19 protein-coding genes are annotated in these 16,708 nt (G+C 61.3%); 4 read left to right on the plus strand and 15 right to left on the minus strand.

All coding sequences use genetic code 11. From position 1 onward, the window contains the following. Nucleotides 1-110: 110 nt before the first annotated feature. Nucleotides 111-1,046, plus strand: coding sequence for a LysR family transcriptional regulator (locus tag JM946_RS23350; RefSeq protein ID WP_203169780.1), 936 nt, complete (start codon nucleotides 111-113; stop codon nucleotides 1,044-1,046). A 68-nt stretch (nucleotides 1,047-1,114) separates the two neighbouring features. Continuing rightward, the gene (locus tag JM946_RS23355; protein WP_407700592.1) at nucleotides 1,115-1,834 is read left to right on the plus strand and encodes a glutathione S-transferase; all 720 of its coding nucleotides are present in this window, start codon (nucleotides 1,115-1,117) and stop codon (nucleotides 1,832-1,834) included. Nucleotides 1,835-1,983: 149 nt separating this feature from the next. Here JM946_RS23355 and JM946_RS23360 read toward each other — a convergent pair whose 3' ends face one another. The 12 genes from JM946_RS23360 to JM946_RS23415 all read right to left on the minus strand — a co-directional run bounded on the left by JM946_RS23360 (nucleotide 1,984) and on the right by JM946_RS23415 (nucleotide 12,320). After that, the gene (locus JM946_RS23360) at nucleotides 1,984-2,559 is read right to left on the minus strand and encodes a polysaccharide deacetylase family protein (RefSeq protein WP_203169782.1); all 576 of its coding nucleotides are present in this window, start codon (nucleotides 2,557-2,559) and stop codon (nucleotides 1,984-1,986) included. 2 nt (nucleotides 2,560-2,561) lie between these two features. Next, nucleotides 2,562-3,116: a YkoP family protein gene (locus JM946_RS23365; RefSeq protein ID WP_203169783.1), complete on the minus strand. Its 555-nt coding sequence runs from the start codon at nucleotides 3,114-3,116 to the stop codon at nucleotides 2,562-2,564. Continuing rightward, a complete protein-coding gene (locus tag JM946_RS23370) occupies nucleotides 3,113-4,525 on the minus strand; it encodes an MGDG synthase family glycosyltransferase (RefSeq protein WP_203169784.1) in 1,413 nt (470 codons plus the stop codon). The genes JM946_RS23365 and JM946_RS23370 overlap by 4 nt, the downstream gene beginning before the upstream one ends. Before the next feature lie 120 nt (nucleotides 4,526-4,645). Further along, entirely contained in the window at nucleotides 4,646-5,251 is a 606-nt protein-coding gene (locus JM946_RS23375; RefSeq protein ID WP_203169785.1) for an SAM-dependent methyltransferase, read from the minus strand. A gap of 631 nt (nucleotides 5,252-5,882) precedes the next feature. Next, complete coding sequence (locus JM946_RS23380; protein ID WP_203169786.1) at nucleotides 5,883-6,380, minus strand: DUF6265 family protein; 498 nt, start codon at nucleotides 6,378-6,380, stop codon at nucleotides 5,883-5,885. A gap of 341 nt (nucleotides 6,381-6,721) precedes the next feature. Next, on the minus strand, nucleotides 6,722-7,180 hold the full coding sequence (locus tag JM946_RS23385) for a hypothetical protein (protein ID WP_218043076.1): 459 nt from the start codon (nucleotides 7,178-7,180) through the stop codon (nucleotides 6,722-6,724). A 175-nt stretch (nucleotides 7,181-7,355) separates the two neighbouring features. Next, on the minus strand, nucleotides 7,356-7,739 hold the full coding sequence (locus JM946_RS23390) for a hypothetical protein (RefSeq protein WP_203169788.1): 384 nt from the start codon (nucleotides 7,737-7,739) through the stop codon (nucleotides 7,356-7,358). 238 nt (nucleotides 7,740-7,977) lie between these two features. Then, the gene (locus JM946_RS23395) at nucleotides 7,978-8,289 is read right to left on the minus strand and encodes a hypothetical protein (RefSeq protein WP_203169789.1); all 312 of its coding nucleotides are present in this window, start codon (nucleotides 8,287-8,289) and stop codon (nucleotides 7,978-7,980) included. 40 nt (nucleotides 8,290-8,329) lie between these two features. Continuing rightward, nucleotides 8,330-8,815, minus strand: a complete 486-nt coding sequence (locus JM946_RS23400; protein WP_203169790.1) for a hypothetical protein — start codon at nucleotides 8,813-8,815, stop codon at nucleotides 8,330-8,332. 32 nt (nucleotides 8,816-8,847) lie between these two features. Beyond that, nucleotides 8,848-9,255, minus strand: coding sequence for a hypothetical protein (locus JM946_RS23405; protein ID WP_203169791.1), 408 nt, complete (start codon nucleotides 9,253-9,255; stop codon nucleotides 8,848-8,850). A 645-nt stretch (nucleotides 9,256-9,900) separates the two neighbouring features. Continuing rightward, nucleotides 9,901-10,278 carry a hypothetical protein gene (locus tag JM946_RS23410; RefSeq protein WP_203169792.1) on the minus strand — a complete coding sequence of 126 codons (378 nt, stop codon included), beginning with the start codon at nucleotides 10,276-10,278 and terminating at the stop codon, nucleotides 9,901-9,903. Nucleotides 10,279-10,592: 314 nt separating this feature from the next. Further along, on the minus strand, nucleotides 10,593-12,320 hold the full coding sequence (locus JM946_RS23415; protein ID WP_203169793.1) for an FUSC family protein: 1,728 nt from the start codon (nucleotides 12,318-12,320) through the stop codon (nucleotides 10,593-10,595). 238 nt (nucleotides 12,321-12,558) lie between these two features. Here JM946_RS23415 and JM946_RS23420 point away from each other — a divergent pair, with 238 nt between their 5' ends. Then, entirely contained in the window at nucleotides 12,559-13,107 is a 549-nt protein-coding gene (locus tag JM946_RS23420) for an NADPH-dependent FMN reductase (RefSeq protein ID WP_203169794.1), read from the plus strand. A gap of 16 nt (nucleotides 13,108-13,123) precedes the next feature. Here the strand turns inward: JM946_RS23420 and JM946_RS23425 are convergent, their stop codons facing one another. Further along, on the minus strand, nucleotides 13,124-13,732 hold the full coding sequence (locus tag JM946_RS23425; protein ID WP_203169795.1) for a hypothetical protein: 609 nt from the start codon (nucleotides 13,730-13,732) through the stop codon (nucleotides 13,124-13,126). A 280-nt stretch (nucleotides 13,733-14,012) separates the two neighbouring features. Continuing rightward, nucleotides 14,013-14,759 carry a DUF899 domain-containing protein gene (locus JM946_RS23430; protein ID WP_203169796.1) on the minus strand — a complete coding sequence of 249 codons (747 nt, stop codon included), beginning with the start codon at nucleotides 14,757-14,759 and terminating at the stop codon, nucleotides 14,013-14,015. Between the two features lie 96 nt (nucleotides 14,760-14,855). Between JM946_RS23430 and JM946_RS23435 the strand changes: the two genes are divergently transcribed. Continuing rightward, the gene (locus JM946_RS23435; protein ID WP_203169797.1) at nucleotides 14,856-15,443 is read left to right on the plus strand and encodes a DUF488 domain-containing protein; all 588 of its coding nucleotides are present in this window, start codon (nucleotides 14,856-14,858) and stop codon (nucleotides 15,441-15,443) included. On the opposite strand, the gene JM946_RS23440 is transcribed toward JM946_RS23435, so the two are convergent. Then, on the minus strand, nucleotides 15,440-16,699 hold the full coding sequence (locus tag JM946_RS23440) for an RNA polymerase sigma factor (RefSeq protein ID WP_203169798.1): 1,260 nt from the start codon (nucleotides 16,697-16,699) through the stop codon (nucleotides 15,440-15,442). The genes JM946_RS23435 and JM946_RS23440 overlap by 4 nt on opposite strands. Nucleotides 16,700-16,708 lie beyond the last annotated feature (9 nt).

Consider the following 16,708-nt stretch of genomic DNA (forward strand, 5'->3'; position numbering starts at 1 on the left):
CCGATCGATGACCGCTGCGACGAGCGGCCGATGGAGCGCAGATTAGGCAGCCGGGCTTTGTGATAAAACCACGCGCGGCCAACAGCACTTTCTAGCTTTCGTTGAAAATCATGGATCACCTGGGCGACTTGAACCTGTTTCTGCGCGTGCTCGACCTCGGCTCGATCAGCGCCGCCGCGCGGAGCCTGGACCTATCGGTGGCCGTTGCCAGTCAGCGGCTCAAGCGCCTCGAACGCGGCTTGGGCGTGAGACTGCTGCACCGGACGACGCGGCAGTTGCGCCCCACTCCGGAAGGCCTGGCGCTCGCCGAACAGGGGCGTCCGCTGGTGGAGGAACTGGACGTGTTGACCAGCAGCTTGCGTGGCACCGCGAAGAACGTTGCCGGCACGCTGCGCGTATCGCTGCCGGCGACGTTCGGAAAGCAATACATCTCGCCGCTGTTGCCGCAATTCATGGCGCGACATCCTCGGCTGCGGCTGCATATCGATTTGTCGGATCAGATGCGCGATCTGGTCGGTGAAGGGCTGGATCTGGCCATTCGTATCGGCACGCTCAAAGATTCGGAGCTGGTCGCGACGCGGCTCGCGTCGAACCGCAGAGTGTTGTGCGCCTCACCGGAGTATCTGCGACGCCATGGCGTGCCGAAGAAGCCCGAGGACCTGGCCAAGCACGAATGTTTGTTGATGGCGGTCAGCCGGGACTCTTCCGACGTGTGGCATCTTCGCGGACCGAACGGTGAGGAGGCCGACGTTCGTGTGCAAAGCCGCCTGAAGAGCAATCTCGGCGAAGTCATTCGCGACGCTGCGCTCGGCGGGCTCGGCATTTCGCTGCACTCGACCTGGCACGTGTGTGAAGACCTCCGTGCCGGGCGCCTCAAGCTGGTGCTGCCCGATTATGATTTACCCGAGAGCGCCATCTACGCCGTCATGCCACAACGCCGCATGGTGCTACCTCGCGTGCGCGCGTTCGTCGACTTTCTCAGCCAACAGTTCGGCGACACACCGCCCTGGGAACGTTATCTGGCGGCTAAGCCTTCAAGGAAATGATGTCGCTGGCCGCAGCGCGCTGGAATGCGGCTATCGAGCCAGGTGGCGAGGCGTCATTGGAGGTCGTGATGGTCTATGAGCTGTATTACTGGCCGGGCATTCAGGGACGTGGCGAGTTCGTGCGCCTGGCGCTCGAAGAGGGCGGCGCGAAATACATCGATATCGCGTTGGAGCCTGATGGCGGCATCCCCGCCATGAACAAATTTCTCGAAGGCCCTCGCGTGCCGCGCCCGCCCTTCGCGCCTCCCTTCTTGAAGGCCGGCAAGCAGCTCATCGGCCAGACGGCGAACATCCTGCTGTTCCTCGGCGGCCCATTGAAACTTGCACCTCGCGATGAGGCGGGCAAACTGTGGGTCCATCAATTGCAACTGACCGTCGCCGATCTTGTTGTGGAGGCCCACGACACACATCATCCCATCGCCGTCGGCCTCTATTACAAAGACCAGAAGGCCGCGGCCAAACGTCGCGCGGAAGACTTTCGCGACAACCGCATTCCGAAGTTCTTCGCATACTTCGAGAAAGTGCTCACCCGCAACCGCACCTCCGGCCCGTGGCTGGCCGGCCCTCGCCTCACCTATGCCGACCTCTCCCTCGCCCAGACGATTGCCGGCATTCGCTACGCCTTCCCGAAAGCCTCCTCCAAAGCGTTGCGCAAACACCCGCGCTTGCTGAAGCTCCACGACGCGGTCTTCGAACGCCCTCGCATCAGGCGCTACCTCGAATCCGGCCGCCGCCTCGCCTTCAACAACGACGACCTGTTCCGCAACTACCCTGAATTGGATGGATGAGATCGAACGCTCGCGTCCGTTCGCGATTCAAGGGAGGAGGAGCCAGGCGGTGGTTCGATCTCGGACGACGCCAGCCACCGACACCTTTCTCCGAACACGCGAGCACCTCATCCGATGCGATGAGGCATGGTATTGAAGTGAACCGACCGTTACGACGGCAACAACGCCGTTCGCAGCCCACGATCGGACAATTTGCGCAGGAACAGCGGCAGGATTTGCAACAACTGATCTGGCCGATTGTGCTGGTTGCGGCCGTCATGCATCAGCACGATGTCGCCACCCTTCACAGCCGCCAGCCGTTTTTCGATATTGTCCGCCGACCCCATCGGCCCCCAATCGATGGCGCTCACATCCCAAAGCACCACTCGCTCCCCACAGCGCTGCGCCTCATCGCTCATGCACGCGCGCTGCCGACCATGGGGCGGGCGATAGAACTGGGGAGCAACGCCGAGCACATCACTCAGCGCCTTCGCGCCGTCGCGCACCTGAGCTCGCGCAGCTCGCGAGAACATGAACCAGGGATGCCGATGACTATATGTGTGGTTGCCGATCGCATGACCCGCCGCGTGAACACGGCGCATCAGATCAGGCGAGCGCAGCGCTTGCTGACCGACGGCGAAGAACGTCGCCTTTACTCCGGCGTCCGCGAGGGTATCGAGCACGCGTGGCGTCCATTCCGGGTCCGGCCCGTCGTCGAATGTGAGATAAACGCGATCGGCAGTCACCGCTAGCCCGCCTTCAACTTTCCGAGATTTCTCGCCAACGCTTCTCGCGTCAGCCAATACAACCGCGGTTCGGCCTGCTCCCGATTGCGGATCCGCGCCGCCGGCGCAAACACCCACATGAGCATCTTGAAATGCGCCGAGAGCAACCGGGTCTTCCAGGTCTTGGGCAGCGGCGTGCTGACGAACCCGACGACCTCGCCATGCGCGGGAATCCACGTCGTACCCTGAAATACACGCACATCCGCGAAAGCCGGGTCGTTATGCGCCGCTTCCGCCAGCTTCCGCAGCGACTCGCGCATCAACTTGGCGAAGCGAAAACCCACCCGATGCATCGATCCTTCACCCAGCGCCGCGATGCTCGCGTTATTGAAGTGCAGCCGACCAATGTAGTCGTTGTCACGAAGCAGCGTGCCGTCCTCGAACCGCATGTCCGGCCCGCGGTACTGCGCGCGACCGATGAACAAAACCGGACCGAGCGTTCGCAATTTGTAACGCCGGTAGTACCACGCGTCGACCAGGCCGAGCGCGCGCTGTGCGAGCCGATGCAGGAGCTTCATCGCGATTGCAATGCCACTGTCCGATGGATGGACGCCAGATCCAGAGCCAGTTGCGCCACTCTGGCTGCGCCGTCGCGCTGACCGAGCAACCACGCGCGACGCTGCATATTCTGCAATGCTTCACGATTGCCGAGTAGTGCGTCCACGCGATTCAGCAATTCGCCATCGGCAACCAACCCGCCGACCTCGTGACGGGTCAGAAAATCGACATTGAATCCCTCCTGGCCGCCCAGCGATCGCGTGGCCAGCAACGGTCGACCGCAGGCGAGCGCCTCTGCTACGGTGATGCCACCGGGCTTACCCACCACGATGTCGGCCGCTCGCAAGTAGATATCCATGCGATCGGTCCAGTCACACACTCTGAGCCGCTGCGGGTGGCGAGCCGCAAGCTGATCCAGCGCCGCACGCGCCTTGTTGTTCTTGCCCGGCATGACGATCACGTGCGTCGACGTGGGCCGCCGCAACAGCGACATCGCCGCCGTATCCACGCTGATGCCCAACCCGCCACCGAGCACCAGCACCACCTGTGCGTCCTCAGGCAAGCCGAGCTCGCGTCGTGCCTCCGATTGTGACGGCGGGAATGCAAAATCCGGCATCAAAGGCACGCCGGTCACAACTGCGCGCGACGATGTCGCGGCACCGTCACCATCCAGAATGGATTCGTGCGCGACGCAATAGCGATCGACGCCACGCTGCTTCCAGAAATCGTGCACGCCGAAATCCGTGAGCACACCGATCATGGACGCCTGCACCTTGCCGCGCTGTTTCAGATACGAAGCCATCGCGGCGGGAATCATCTGCGTGCTCACGATGACGTCCGGCGCAAATTTCCGAATCGCCGGCTCGAGCCGGCGGATCAGACGCAGCCAGGTGAACTTCCAAAGCGCCAGACGCGCGCGAACTCCATTACCGGCAAGACTGTCACCGTCATACGGCATGGAAGTACACAGCAGCGAATAGAGCAATTTGTCAGACGCGTAACGCCCGCCGCGTGGGATGGTCATACCCTCTTTCGCGGCCACCGACGCAATGAGCTGGAACACTTCCAGCACTTCCCGCGGCGGGCCCGACTTGCTTTCCAACACCTGGCGCCAGGTGCCCGCCTCCAGATGATAGAGGCGTTCATACAAATCGGAATGATTCTGAACCAGATCGAGATACGTGGCATGGATGGCGCGCGCCGCGCCGGAGTGCATCAGCGACCAGAAATCCACGGTCTCGATCTCGGCTTGATCCTTCAGCGCCGCGGCCACAGCCTGCGCGGCCCGCACATGTCCCAGGCCAAGACCGGACGTCAGCAGCAATACGCGCAACGGCGGACCGTCGTGCGATATCGGCTCATCGTCAGCAGAAAATACCAGCGCTTCTCGAGCTTGTTGCAGTCCTGAGCGAGGGAGATCGAGGCGCATGCCTTTATTCCGATGCCCGAGACCCGACCCGGGCGTGTAATGAACATTACTCCGTTGAATGCCCCATCTTAGTCCTCGGTTCCGGGGTTCGCGGGCAGGTATTGTTCATCTTCGATCACTTCACTTGTGAACACTGCCCCCTGCGGGCCGTTCAGCTCGCGGCGGCATCACCCACATATATATACCGTCCGCGCCGAGGTTGATGGAACGATCCGGCGGCCAGTCCCGCCCCATGTCGAAATCGTGCGAAACCACGCGCGCGCCGTCCGGCAGCTCGGCTAACAACTTGGGTTTCAAACGGCGGTTCAGCTCGGGCAGCAGATACAACAGCACGACGTTGGCTTCGCGCAGATCGGTCTCGAACATGTCGCCGACATGGAAAGTGACCAGTTGCTCCACCCCGGCTTTCTTGGCGTTCGCGCGAGCTTCTTTGATACGCGCCGGATCGAGATCGACGCCGACGCCGCGTGCGCCGAACTTCTTGGCCGCCGCGATCACCATGCGACCGTCGCCGCAACCCAGGTCGTAAACCACGTCGGTGGGACGGATCTTGGCTTCATCGAGCATGCGATCGACCACTTCGTGCGGCGTAGGGACGTACCAAACGTCGAGCTGACGCTTCGGTCCCACCGCTTCGGCCTCGGAGGCGTTACCTATTTGCCAGGGCGCCAGCAGTAAAAATGCTGATAGCGCGAGCGCACACTTGGCCACTGCAGCGTTCCCCATGGGGGCAACCTCCGCTCTTCAGTCGATCTTGATTTTTTTGCGCGTCACCGTTCCACGCGGGAACAATGACCCCCTTCGCAATCGTTGGCCTGGGATGGCGCGGCGTTGATCACCGAACGACCAATCCAACGCTCAGGCCATGATCCGCCGCGAATGCGCGAAGTCAAGCCTCGGTTATGCAGAAGTTATCCACCGCTTCTGTGGATATCTGGGCGACCTGCCCGGTGGTGCGCTAGAATTACTGGCTTGAGTCGACGTGGGCCTGTAGCACAACGGTTAGTGCAGGGGACTCATCGAAAAAGGTGCCTTCGTGCGCGAAAGCCACGAAGTGGACGGGATGAATTCAGGGAACCCTTCCGCCTTTCCCGTCGGGGAGGCGTGGCAACCCTGAGCCAAGCCGGCGGTACACCGCCGGAAGGTGCAGAGACTACCTGAGGGCTTTAGCGCCCTTGATAACAGGCTGGAGCGTCCCGCACCCCACCGCCGCCGCGAAATTTTTCGCCGGCGCGGGTGAAGAGATAGTCCACTCCCTTTGGAAACATCGGGCAACAGTGAATCCCTTGGTTGCAGGTTCGAATCCTGCCGGGCCCACCACTTCGTTTGCACGCACGAGAGATCGGCCCCGGCGCTTCTATTCGCCGCGCAGCTTCTCGCAGGCCACGCGCTTCATCTCAAAGTCAAAGCCGCGAAGCGCGCCGTTGCGGGTGCCTTCGATGCGCGCGATCAGTTGATCGTCGGACTGCAACTGATAGGTGACTTTCTGTGGAAAGTCGTGCTGCGGATTCTCGAAGGTCACGGAGCGATCGCCGACCGCGGACGCCACGAAAGTGGTCTCTTTTTGACCCGACGGCAGTGCGATGTACACCAGCTTGCCTTGCGTGTTGACTCGCAATTGCATGAACTCGAACTCCACCGTCTTACCATTCTTCACTGTGCGGCTCACGCCCAGCATGGTTCCACCGGCAGGCGGCAGCCAATGTTCGCCCGTGCCCGCCTCGCCCCACTCGGCCTGCCAACAACCGGCGAGCCACGCCAGCGAAGCAACATCACTCTCGGCCGCGACCGCGTTCAGCGGGACCGCCACGAACGAGATCATGAGCAGTGGGCGCAAGACTGAATCGAGATCCATGAATACTCCCTATCAACCGAAGACTGGCGGATGCGGCGAGCTTCGTTCAACGCGAGTGCTTGATGTTAGCAACCGTTTCGCGAGAATGAAGCGCGGTTTCAGATAGCTGCATCAGCGCTCGCCAGCATCGCCACCGTCGGAGCCGTTACCAACGAAAGCTGTGAGGCCATGTCAGATGCCGGCGCACGAAATCACTCAGCACCAACTCTTCGGAAAGCAGTTGAACTATGGCAACCTCCGCGATACTCGATGACAAGGCTTCCAGCAACTGACGCAGCGAAGTCTCGACCGCCGATAGTTTTTGCAACTTCTCTAATTCCATAGCACCGGAACGCCCGTCGTCACATGGTCTTGTTAGTAGCCGCATCACACGGCATGAGCGTGAGCCGCATGGCTCTCGATGCGTTGAGTGACACTGTGTCGTGCCAACAGCGGTAGTGATGACGTGCGACCTTCATCACAACGGCGGAGTTGTTCAGAGCAGTGCCTTCCGCGGACTCGAAATCTCCCGATATTTCAGTAGGCACCGGCTCGCCAGGCTCTGCCGCCCAAAGCACCGCTAACAGACCGCTTGGAACACTGATGTCACCGATCGGCACACAAGCGGTCGCATCGAGGAGAGCCAACTGTTCCAGCTGCTCCGACGTATCTTCCTCCACCCAAGCACGTACCAGCCTGAGTTGGCCGCCGCCATGCTGGTACACATACGCTGTGCCGGCACCAGCCATCTCCCATGCAACGGCTCGCTGCGCATCGATGACGATTTCGACGCCTTCGAGCTCAGGTTTCGCATCGAACATTGCGCACAGATTCTCGTAGTCCTGGCTTCCGTCCAAGCTTCCATGCCACGAGTTCGCTGCGCGCGCGTCCACAAGCAACAGCGGCCCACCCTCAGCGTTGATTGTGATAGGACGCACCTTGCCGACCCTCATTCAGCCGTAAGCGATAACTCAGCACGCAGTAAGACATCGAGAATCAAGCTGGCCGCATAAGAGGACGAACAAACACGGTCAATGTGAATGACTTTTCATCATCATCGACGTTGAAGTCGGTGTCCTGAAACTCGTCGGCCGGTATGCCCGATCGATAGTTCGAATCCGCCACTTCGCGCGCGAGCGGCCCAGGGATATCCACCAGCTTCAGCGCGCACGAAAAAGGCAGTTCGGACGGAGACGCGACGCGACATGCTCCACAACGCAACGTTCCGGACATTTCGTCCAGCCATGCGTAGAACCAACCCACGAAACCCGCCTGTTCCGACTTGCCGAGGAATTCTCGATATACGCTCATTAGAAACTCGGCCAATTCATGAGGCTCAATGCCCTGGGAAGAAATGTCCGAGAGCGGCAACACCAGCATGTTGCGATTTGCCTCCTCTTGCAAGTCGCTAGCCGGCCGCAAGCGATGTTTCGCCACGCAAATGCGCCACTCCGTCGGCAACGTCATTGTTTTGCTACCACGTTCAGCTTAGACCACGAATCATTACACCGACGTGCGCTCTTGTGCTTGCCTTTGATGAAGTCGAATAACCGCCCAGCCATGGCACCGTCGCTTCGCGGATTGGAGTGGCCTTGCGCGTCGAGCCGACCGGACTGACTCAGTCGCCTGTCTCCGTCTGTAAAAACCGGCGCATCTTCTCCCAAAACCAATAATCCTCGTCTCCTTCCTGGTTCATCTGCATCTCCTCCATGAGCTCGAGCATCAGACGTTTGCTCGCGCCATCCAGCGTGAACTCGTTCTCTAAGATCAATGCACCGATGACTTGCAGGGCGATCGCGAACTCATCGTGATCGATCTTCTCTGTGGCCTCGCGGCGATCGCTCTCAGCGATGGTCGGCGGCAATGAGTCCAGCAACTTCCGCAGCGATCCCTCGATGCGCCGATACGTTTGCAACTTCACTGTGTCCATTGCGACTTAGGGGCGGGGAGTCACGTGGGTAGGATAACCGTCAGTAAGTCACCCGGGACCAGCTCTGCCCTTGGACTTCGATTGTCATACGCTGATGCCCCGACAACGAGGCCGAGAAATCCAGCAACAGACGATCGGTTAAGCCGCTAGTTACGAACGACAGGATTCCATCGTCGTTGATGGAGAAGTCGAAGTCGAATCGGATAGCTGTCAGTGAGGGCACCTCGAGGACGCCACAATCGATTGTTTTGGGGGTCCACACCTGGATCGATGATGGGTTGGCCGCCTGCAGCCTCTGAATGAATGAGCGAAATCTTTCCGTCGTTCGGTCGGAGAACGGCACCTCTGTGCTTGCCGCCGGGTCTTCGGTCAGAGCCTTCGCCCGCACACGAATCTCGCCGGCCTGCTCAGGACTACTCAGTTCGTCAGCTCGAACCGGGCGGCCGATCAAGACGGAGAGCTCCCGCAAATACGACTGCAAGCTGATCGATCGCCGCAACCGCTGCTGGACCAATAGGGAGTTCATGGCTCGACGCGCATCGACCGAACGCCCTTCGGTTAACCTGAGAGACGAAGAACTGCGGCCGCCACGGCACGAACGACACCAGCATCATCCTCCACATATCGCTCATACCAGTGCTCGAACGACGCCACAGCAGCTGGAACGATCTCCGCATCGCAACCATTCGCAGAGACAGTCAGGACCATCGCTGGCGGAATCTCTCGCGCGGAAAATTCGAACAGAGCCGCAGGCACGAGACGAATGTCAGGTGGACTGGACCAAGGACTCTGGGTGACGTACAGCCACGTGGTCCCATGCCGTAGGGACATTCCGAACACCAGGTATTCGCCGCCCTTCTCCAAGCCGAAATCGTAGTCGATCGGGTTGATGATGCCGCGATAGACATCGAGCCGATCCCCACCCGTGGCTTCAACGATGGAAAGATGTTTGCAGATCGTGCGCATCAGCAGCTGCTACTTTTCCGAATTCCCCGTTTGAACTATCTCCCGACTCCATAGCCCACAGCATGACTGTGCCCGCCACGGGGCGCCGATGATAGCGTCGCAAATTCACCTTACTGAGACAATCCAAATTGCTCGAGGAACGGCGCTTCCGCGTTCGACGAGCACCAATAAGTCGTTCACGGCTGGGCAACGCGGGGTCGATCTTCTCTTGCTGCTTCGGAGCCTAACGGCGTGCTCCAGGAGCGCGCGCCATGGGTCCAGCGTAGGGCCGAATCTTCGTTGATGACCAGACACCGTCGGGCGCGAGACAGTCGGCCTGGATAGGGTGGTGATCGAGACAATCATAGGAATAGATCTCGAAACTCGGCGGCAGGCGCCTGGCTCGTAATTGATCCGGGTCGAGCCGGACGTCGTCCGACACGTCCTGATCGATGGGTCCCGCCGACCCCTCCGCCCAAACGAACATGACGCGCGGCCCGTCATTGCCTTGCCACTCCTGCAGGGGGCGCTGACACACCGGCCATCGGAGCTCACCCGCCGGCCTGTAATGGTCGAACATTTCCAAGTTTGCTATCTCACCGTACCTCCTGCCGCGCGCACCACATTGGCCAGCTCTTTGTTGTAGTGGCTAGCGCATCGGCTGGACTATGGCAGCTTGCTGGCCGTCACCCATGCATCGAGCGGCAGGTTCGCGACTTCGTGGACAGAGACCATCAGACCATAATCGTTGTCGACAACGACGTTGGTTCCGGGCGGAACGGACCGTAATAGCTTTTCCAGGAGCACGCTTCCCCTCCATTCGATCAGGTACGTCTCCGGCTCGGTCATCACCTCGGCAAGACGAAGCCGTTCCTCTGGTTCGAAGTCGTTGAGCGTTCGATCGTCCCGGAGGACATTGAGCCACTCGGGCCTGCGCTCGATCACGACTTGGCCGAGCGCACCGCGCTCCCCTCCATGATCGAGGAGCCAGGTCTCTGGTGACCAGGCGCTTCCACGTTCGACTAACAGCACTAAAGTGTTCATGGCTTGACGACGTCGATCAGCGTCTTCTCACACGTTGTGGAAGTACAACCGCGCAGAACCGACAGTCCCAGATTAGGCCCATAACCAATGGACGGGAGCCCGGTCACCCGTTCGGCTTTCTGAACTTGGGTCGTCAGGCCTTCCCACGGCCTTCCGGTTCGACGCGAGTCGAGACCATATAGCCGCCGACGATCAATGCAGCGGCAATCGCCGCGAGCCCGAGCTTGACTCCTGTCTTCACATTCCACCCGGCGCTCCGCGCCTGCGTCAATTGGGTGTGCGACTGTATTCCGTCGCACTTACCGCAAGCAAGCTCAGCGTTGCCTGCGCAGGAATTCGTGCAAATCCATCAGCTCCGCTGCCAGCACGGCGGGCATCGGTTGTAGCGGCGGCGACGATGTGCCATTCATGATTGAATCGATGAACTCATCGAGCGCCTTCTGAACTCGAGCCGCGCCGTCGTTAGAAAACATTGAGGCAGCGGTTTCGCGTGCGGATTCGGCGCCAAGTCGTTCAAGTGCCCAGCAAGTCGAGAGCGTGCGATACGCGAGGCGCTCGACAGCGGCGATGGCAGGCCACAGTTCCTCGGCAGCAACGCGCCGAGCGCGTGATGCAACCAAACTGTCTTCATACGCGTGCGTGAGCGCGAAGCTCGCCAGTTGCAGCTCGCGACGCGCTGTCCTGGCTTTCTTTGTTGTGACTGCGCCATGAGCGAGATGCGATATCACATCCGAAACAGCGCGCAATGCGCGAGCCAGTTGCTGAGGGATATACAGGGTGCTGGCGCGGGGTGGAATGAGGCGAAACACGGCCAAGGCGACCACACAGCCGAGTAAAGTATCGACGCCACGGGCCCACAGATAGCCGCCGACGTCATCTACCGGATGGCCGCCGGCTGCGATGGTGAGCGCCACGCCGGTGATGAACACAGCGGCGAGCGCATAGTTGCGCACTACGAGCATCTCGATCGTGAACTGCAGCGCCATGACCGTCAGCACCAACCAAAGACCTTGTGGATGAAGAATCAGAATGGCGCCGGCAAGCAGCAGGCCGATCCACGTGCCTAACAATCGCTCGATACTTCGCTGGAGCATGCGGAGCCAGTCGAAGCCTTGATGCAGCATCAGCACAGTGGCCGCGATGGCCCAATACGCACGCTCGAAATGCAACACAGCCGCGAGCGCACTCGCCACCACGGCGGCAACGCCGACACGCAAGATGACGCGCATCGAGTTGGAACCGGGCTGCAACGCCTCGGTCATCGCAGCCCATGCCGTAGGATGACCGAGCGGGATCGCGTCTGGGGTGGGCAAGTGCTTCGGATCACGAACCTGGTCGACGAGCTTGCGAATGTCGTCGCTCAACTCCGGCGCGGGCGATTGAGAGCGACTCGCCGCTCCCATGGCCTCGGCGAAGCGCAAATGTAACTCGCGATTCAAAGCGCGCAGCCGACCGACGGGACTATCGGCGCTCACGTTCGATGGCTGATGATTGACTAACGTCGCCCACGCATGGTGTAACGCAAGCGCGGCGCGATGGCGAGCAGCAGTTTCTCCGGAGACGCCGATGGTTTTGATATATGCGATCACAGCTTCGCCGGCATTGCGAACGGCGGCGCGCTCTGGTCCTCGAAAAGAGATCAACGCGCCGCTCATGTGGACCGCCCATGCGAAGGCGCCGCCACCAAAAACCAACAATGACGCGCCGACAGGCCCGATGTGCTCCGCCGGCATCGCGGTTCCGGCAGCGCACGCCAGCGTAAACATATAAGCGCCAGGCGGTCCGATCTGCAGCGCGTTGCTCAACCACGTCGCGATCATCGCGATCGCCGCCACGACGATGACCACCGCCCAGCCGCTCGGCGCCACCAACATTCCCAGTCCGACACTGAATGCAAATGCCAGCGCAATCAGCGCTAGTTCTATCGCACGGCTGAGATACGGCCGGCCGCTGCCATATAGGGCGGTAAATCCGCCAATCGACGCCATCAACCCCGCCGAAACGTCACCGGCCAGCCACCCCGCGAGGATCGGCGCCCCCATGCACACCGCGGCTCGCAATGAAAAGAGCCATCTTCCAGGCGGCGCCGGCCGCAGCACGAACAAACTGCGCAGAATTTGCCGGGTCAGCGAAGGACGTTGCGATGTTGGGCCAAGCATGCGCCGGCAGTATGACTGACTCAGTTGGCGTCCATCCATGCACCGGCCACCGACGCAGGCACGGATGGCAGGGCGACGCGCTTCGAGCCTAAGATGAGCAAACCTTACTGGGGAGCTCCGTATGAAAAACATCGGATACATCGTCGGCAGCCTGCGCAAAGGCGCGTACACGCGATTGTTGTCGCAGGCGGTGTGCGAGCTTGCGCCGCAGTCGTTCAAGATGAGCGAGATCGGCATCGGCGAATTGCCGCTCTACAACCAGGATCTGGAAACGGCTACCCCGCCGACCCAATGGGTGAGCTTTCGCGATCAGGTGAAGAGCTGCGACGCGATTGTGTTCATCACGCCCGAATACAATCGCGGCCTGCCGGGCGCGCTGAAGAATGCCATCGACGTGGGCTCGCGGCCGATAAAGGAGAGCGTATGGAAAGGCAGGCCGGCGCTGATCATGTCACTGACGCCCGGCAAGCTCGGCGCCATGGCGGCCCATCAGCAGTTGCGGCTGGGGCTGTCCGTCATCGGCGTACCGGTGATGCCGTTGCCCGAGCTCTATCTGCCCAATGCCGGCGAGCTGTTCGACGGCGGCGGCAAGCTCGTCAATGAAGACACGCGCAAACTCCTCGCGACGGCGCTGAACGAGTTCGAGACCTGGATCGGGCGATTCAAGTAGGCCGTACCGCCAAAGGTCACTCGGGCGCCTGATCGGGAAACGCCGGGATCTTCTGGCCGGGATACCAGAACTTGAGGTGGCAGCCCTCGCACACCTCATCCATGGTTTCGCCGGCGTCCATGATGGCCTTGGTATCGCGTTTCTCGGCCGCCTTGAGAAAAGTCACGCCCACTTCGTGCAGCGCCCGGCCGAAGCTCTCGAAGGTGGCGCGGTCGGCAGCGATAGCCTGCTCGACTTGCTCCGCGGTGAGATTGCCGGGCGTGCCGTGATCGTCGAGTAGCTTACCTTCACGCACCACGTGACGTCCGTTCATCAGAATGAGATTGGCGGACTCGGCGATGATGATGGAGTGCCTGCGAAGCTCGGCCCACTCTTCATCGGTTCGCGGCTGTTTCTCCTCGACGCCCTCGGCGGTCTCGGTGACGCCGACCGATTCCCACAGGAACTCCGCCGATGGCTCGATCATGTCGTGCATGATGTCCTGGATGCCGGCCGTCAACTCGATGGAGCTGGAAGTTGCCGCCGGCGCCAACCCGGCGGCAGGCGACTCGGCCTGGCTGCACGCGGCAAGCGCGCCAGCAAGCGTCATGGCGGCGACCACCTTGAGCTTTCCTGAATCGATCATTCGGCCCATCCCCGTCATGAATGCAGGCCGACACTGTACCCGCACCGCTGGCGGGCTTCATAAAAGTAGAGTCAAGAAGTGCCGCAAGTTGGCATGTGACCGTCCCGAAACCTCGCGCCCTGAGCCGGCTCAGCGTCCGCGGCCACCAGGCCGGCCCGCGCCTGCTCTGCTTTGAGCAGCCGGCGCGATCGACGGCGAGTGAGGACGAACGCCGTCAAACCGCCGGCAGAACCGGCTCCTGCGGCAACCCACGCGGCCGCGGCGAAACATGCGGGGCACATCAGACGGTCTCCTCGTGTGGCACGTTGGCAGGGGCGCTACTCTCTTCGTACCGGTCGTGATGCCGGACCCAGGCCATGGGGAACTCGAATTCGTCTTCGTCACGACCTCGCGGGGCGATATCCAGAAAGTTGTATGTATTGGCGAGCTGTTCCACACCCCGCGCATAACTCGAATACGTATGGAAAACCTCGCCGGCAGCGTCCTTGTAGAAGACGCTGATACCGTGCGATTCCTCGGTCGGATACTCCAGCAGGCCGTAGTTGTAAGTCGCCGTGTTGTTGGCAACCTCCTCCGGTGTGTGCGAGGCCTGGAAGTCGTAATTGAAGTCGCTGCCGTGCGAGGACACCCAGTCGAACTGCCAGCCCATGCGACGTCGGAACGGCGCGATCTGCGCATATGGCGCGCGTGACACGGCCATGACTTTCACATCGCGCTGTTTGAGATGAATCATGGCGCTATCGATATGGTCGGCGAGGAACGAACAGCTCGGGCAGCCTTCCTTCCAGCCGGGCCCCAGCATGAAGTGATATGTCATCAACTGACTGTAGCCGTCGAACAGCTCGGCCAACGCGCGCCGACCCTGCGAGCCCTCGAACACGTACGGCTTGTCGATCCGCACCCACGGCAGGCGGCGCCGCTCGGCGCTCAGCCGATCGCGCAGGTAAGTCAGCTCCTTTTCCTTTTGCAGCAGCTGCTTGCGAGCTGCCAGCCACTCGTCTCGGGATACGATTCGGTTATTCTTCATGACACGGCTCCGCTGGCTGTCCGGGGTTGATGCTCCAAGGACGAGCGGGCGGCGGCGATTTCGACAATGGGGCCGGAATATCTTCGAGCGCCGACGATGATCTACACGGTAGGCCACTCCAATCATCCGCTGGGGCATTTCCTCGCCCTGTTGCAAGGGCCGGGGGTGACGCTGCTGGCTGACGTGCGATCAACGCCTTACAGCCGGTTCAACCCACAGTTCCGGCGCGATGCGCTGACGGCCGCGCTGGCCGAGCACGGCATCGAGTATTTGTTTCTAGGCGAGGAGCTCGGCGCGCGTAGCAAGGATCGGGCGTGCTATGAGGATGGCCGGGTCAGCTACCGCAAGTTGGCGGCGAGCGATCTGTTCCGACAGGGCATTGAACGGCTGCTCTCCGCCGCCGAAACGCACACGGTGGTCATCATGTGCGCCGAGAAGGATCCACTGGATTGTCACCGCACGATACTGGTCGCTCGCGAACTGGTCAGGCGCGGCGAGCCGGTCGCGCACATCCTGGCCAGCGGCGAGGTCGAGTCGCACGATCGAGTCATGCAACGCTTGCGTGAGAAGCTGAAGATCGAGCCGCAGGATTTGTTTGGCGACGACGTGAACGAGCGAGCCTATGACCTGCGCGGCCAGCAGATCGCGTATGTCGACCCGAAGGCGGCGCGCACCTCGAGCTAGTGCTTGCGTTTCTTTCCCTCTTCCATCAGCTTGTCCAAGTGCGTGCGAATGTGCGCCGCCTCCGCCGCGGTGTTGGCCAGTGAAATCGCCTTGTCGAACGAAACACGCGCTTCATCGTTGCGGTTGAGCTGCATCAACAGCCCGCCGCGCAGTCCATGGAAATGGAAGTAGCCCGACAATGCCGATGCCAGCGGCTCGATCATCTCCAGTGCTTTGGCCGGTCCATCGCATTTCATGACCGCCACCGCGCGGTTCAAGGTCACAACCGGCGAAGGCTGGACCGTTTCCAACAGCGCATACAAGCGGTCGATCTCGTGCCAGTTCGTATCCTCCGCTCGCGGCGCACGCGCATGCACGGCCGCGATCGCTGCTTGAATCTGGTACGGGCCCGGCTGTTGCAACCGGACGGCCTTGTCGAGCAGCGCGAAAGCTTCCGCAATCATCTCCCGCCGCCACAAACGCCGATCCTGATCTTCCATCAGCACAATGTTTTGATTGGCATCGAGCCGCGCCGGCGCACGCGCGTGCTGCAACAACAGCAGCGCATTGAGCCCCATGATCTCGGGATCGCCGCGAAATAAACGCAGCAGCAAGCGAGCGAGCCGTATCGCCTCCTCGCACAGCGGCTCACGAATGTGCAACTCGCCGCCGCTCGCCGAGTACCCTTCGTTGAACAGCAGGTAGATCATCGCGGCGACAGTGGACAGGCGCTCTGCCCGCTCCACCGCGCCCGGAGTTTCGAACGGCACATCCGCTTGCGACACACGCCGCTTGGCGCGAGTGATCCGTTGTTCCATCGCCGACTCGCCGACCAGGAACGCGCGGGCGATCTCCTGCACCGACAGCCCCGATACGATGCGCAACGCCAGGGCGATCTGCTGATTCGCGGGGAGATCGGGATGACAGCAGACGAACAACAGCCGTAGCACGTCGTCGCGGTAGTCTTCGCTGTCCAGTCGGTCGGCCATGGCAGTCTCGGCATCGTCGGTGTCGGAGAGGATTTCCTCATCCGGCAATGCCTGCTGCTTGCTGCGTCGACGAGCCTCGTCGAGCGCGAAATTGCGCCCCACCAGGATCAACCACGCCGCGGGATCGCGCGGCGGTCCGTTGACCGGCCACTTCTGCAAAGCGCGGAGGCACGCTTCCTGAAAGGCCTCCTCCGCCGTCTCCAGATTTCGGAAGTAGCGCAGCAGTGCGGCCACGGCCTGGGGCCGCGCCGACGTCATCGCTGCATCTATCCAACCCAGATCAGTCATGGTGGTCGC

The sequence above is a fragment of the Steroidobacter gossypii genome (genome assembly GCF_016801985.1).
In the GTDB taxonomy this organism is placed as follows: domain Bacteria; phylum Pseudomonadota; class Gammaproteobacteria; order Steroidobacterales; family Steroidobacteraceae; genus Steroidobacter; species Steroidobacter gossypii.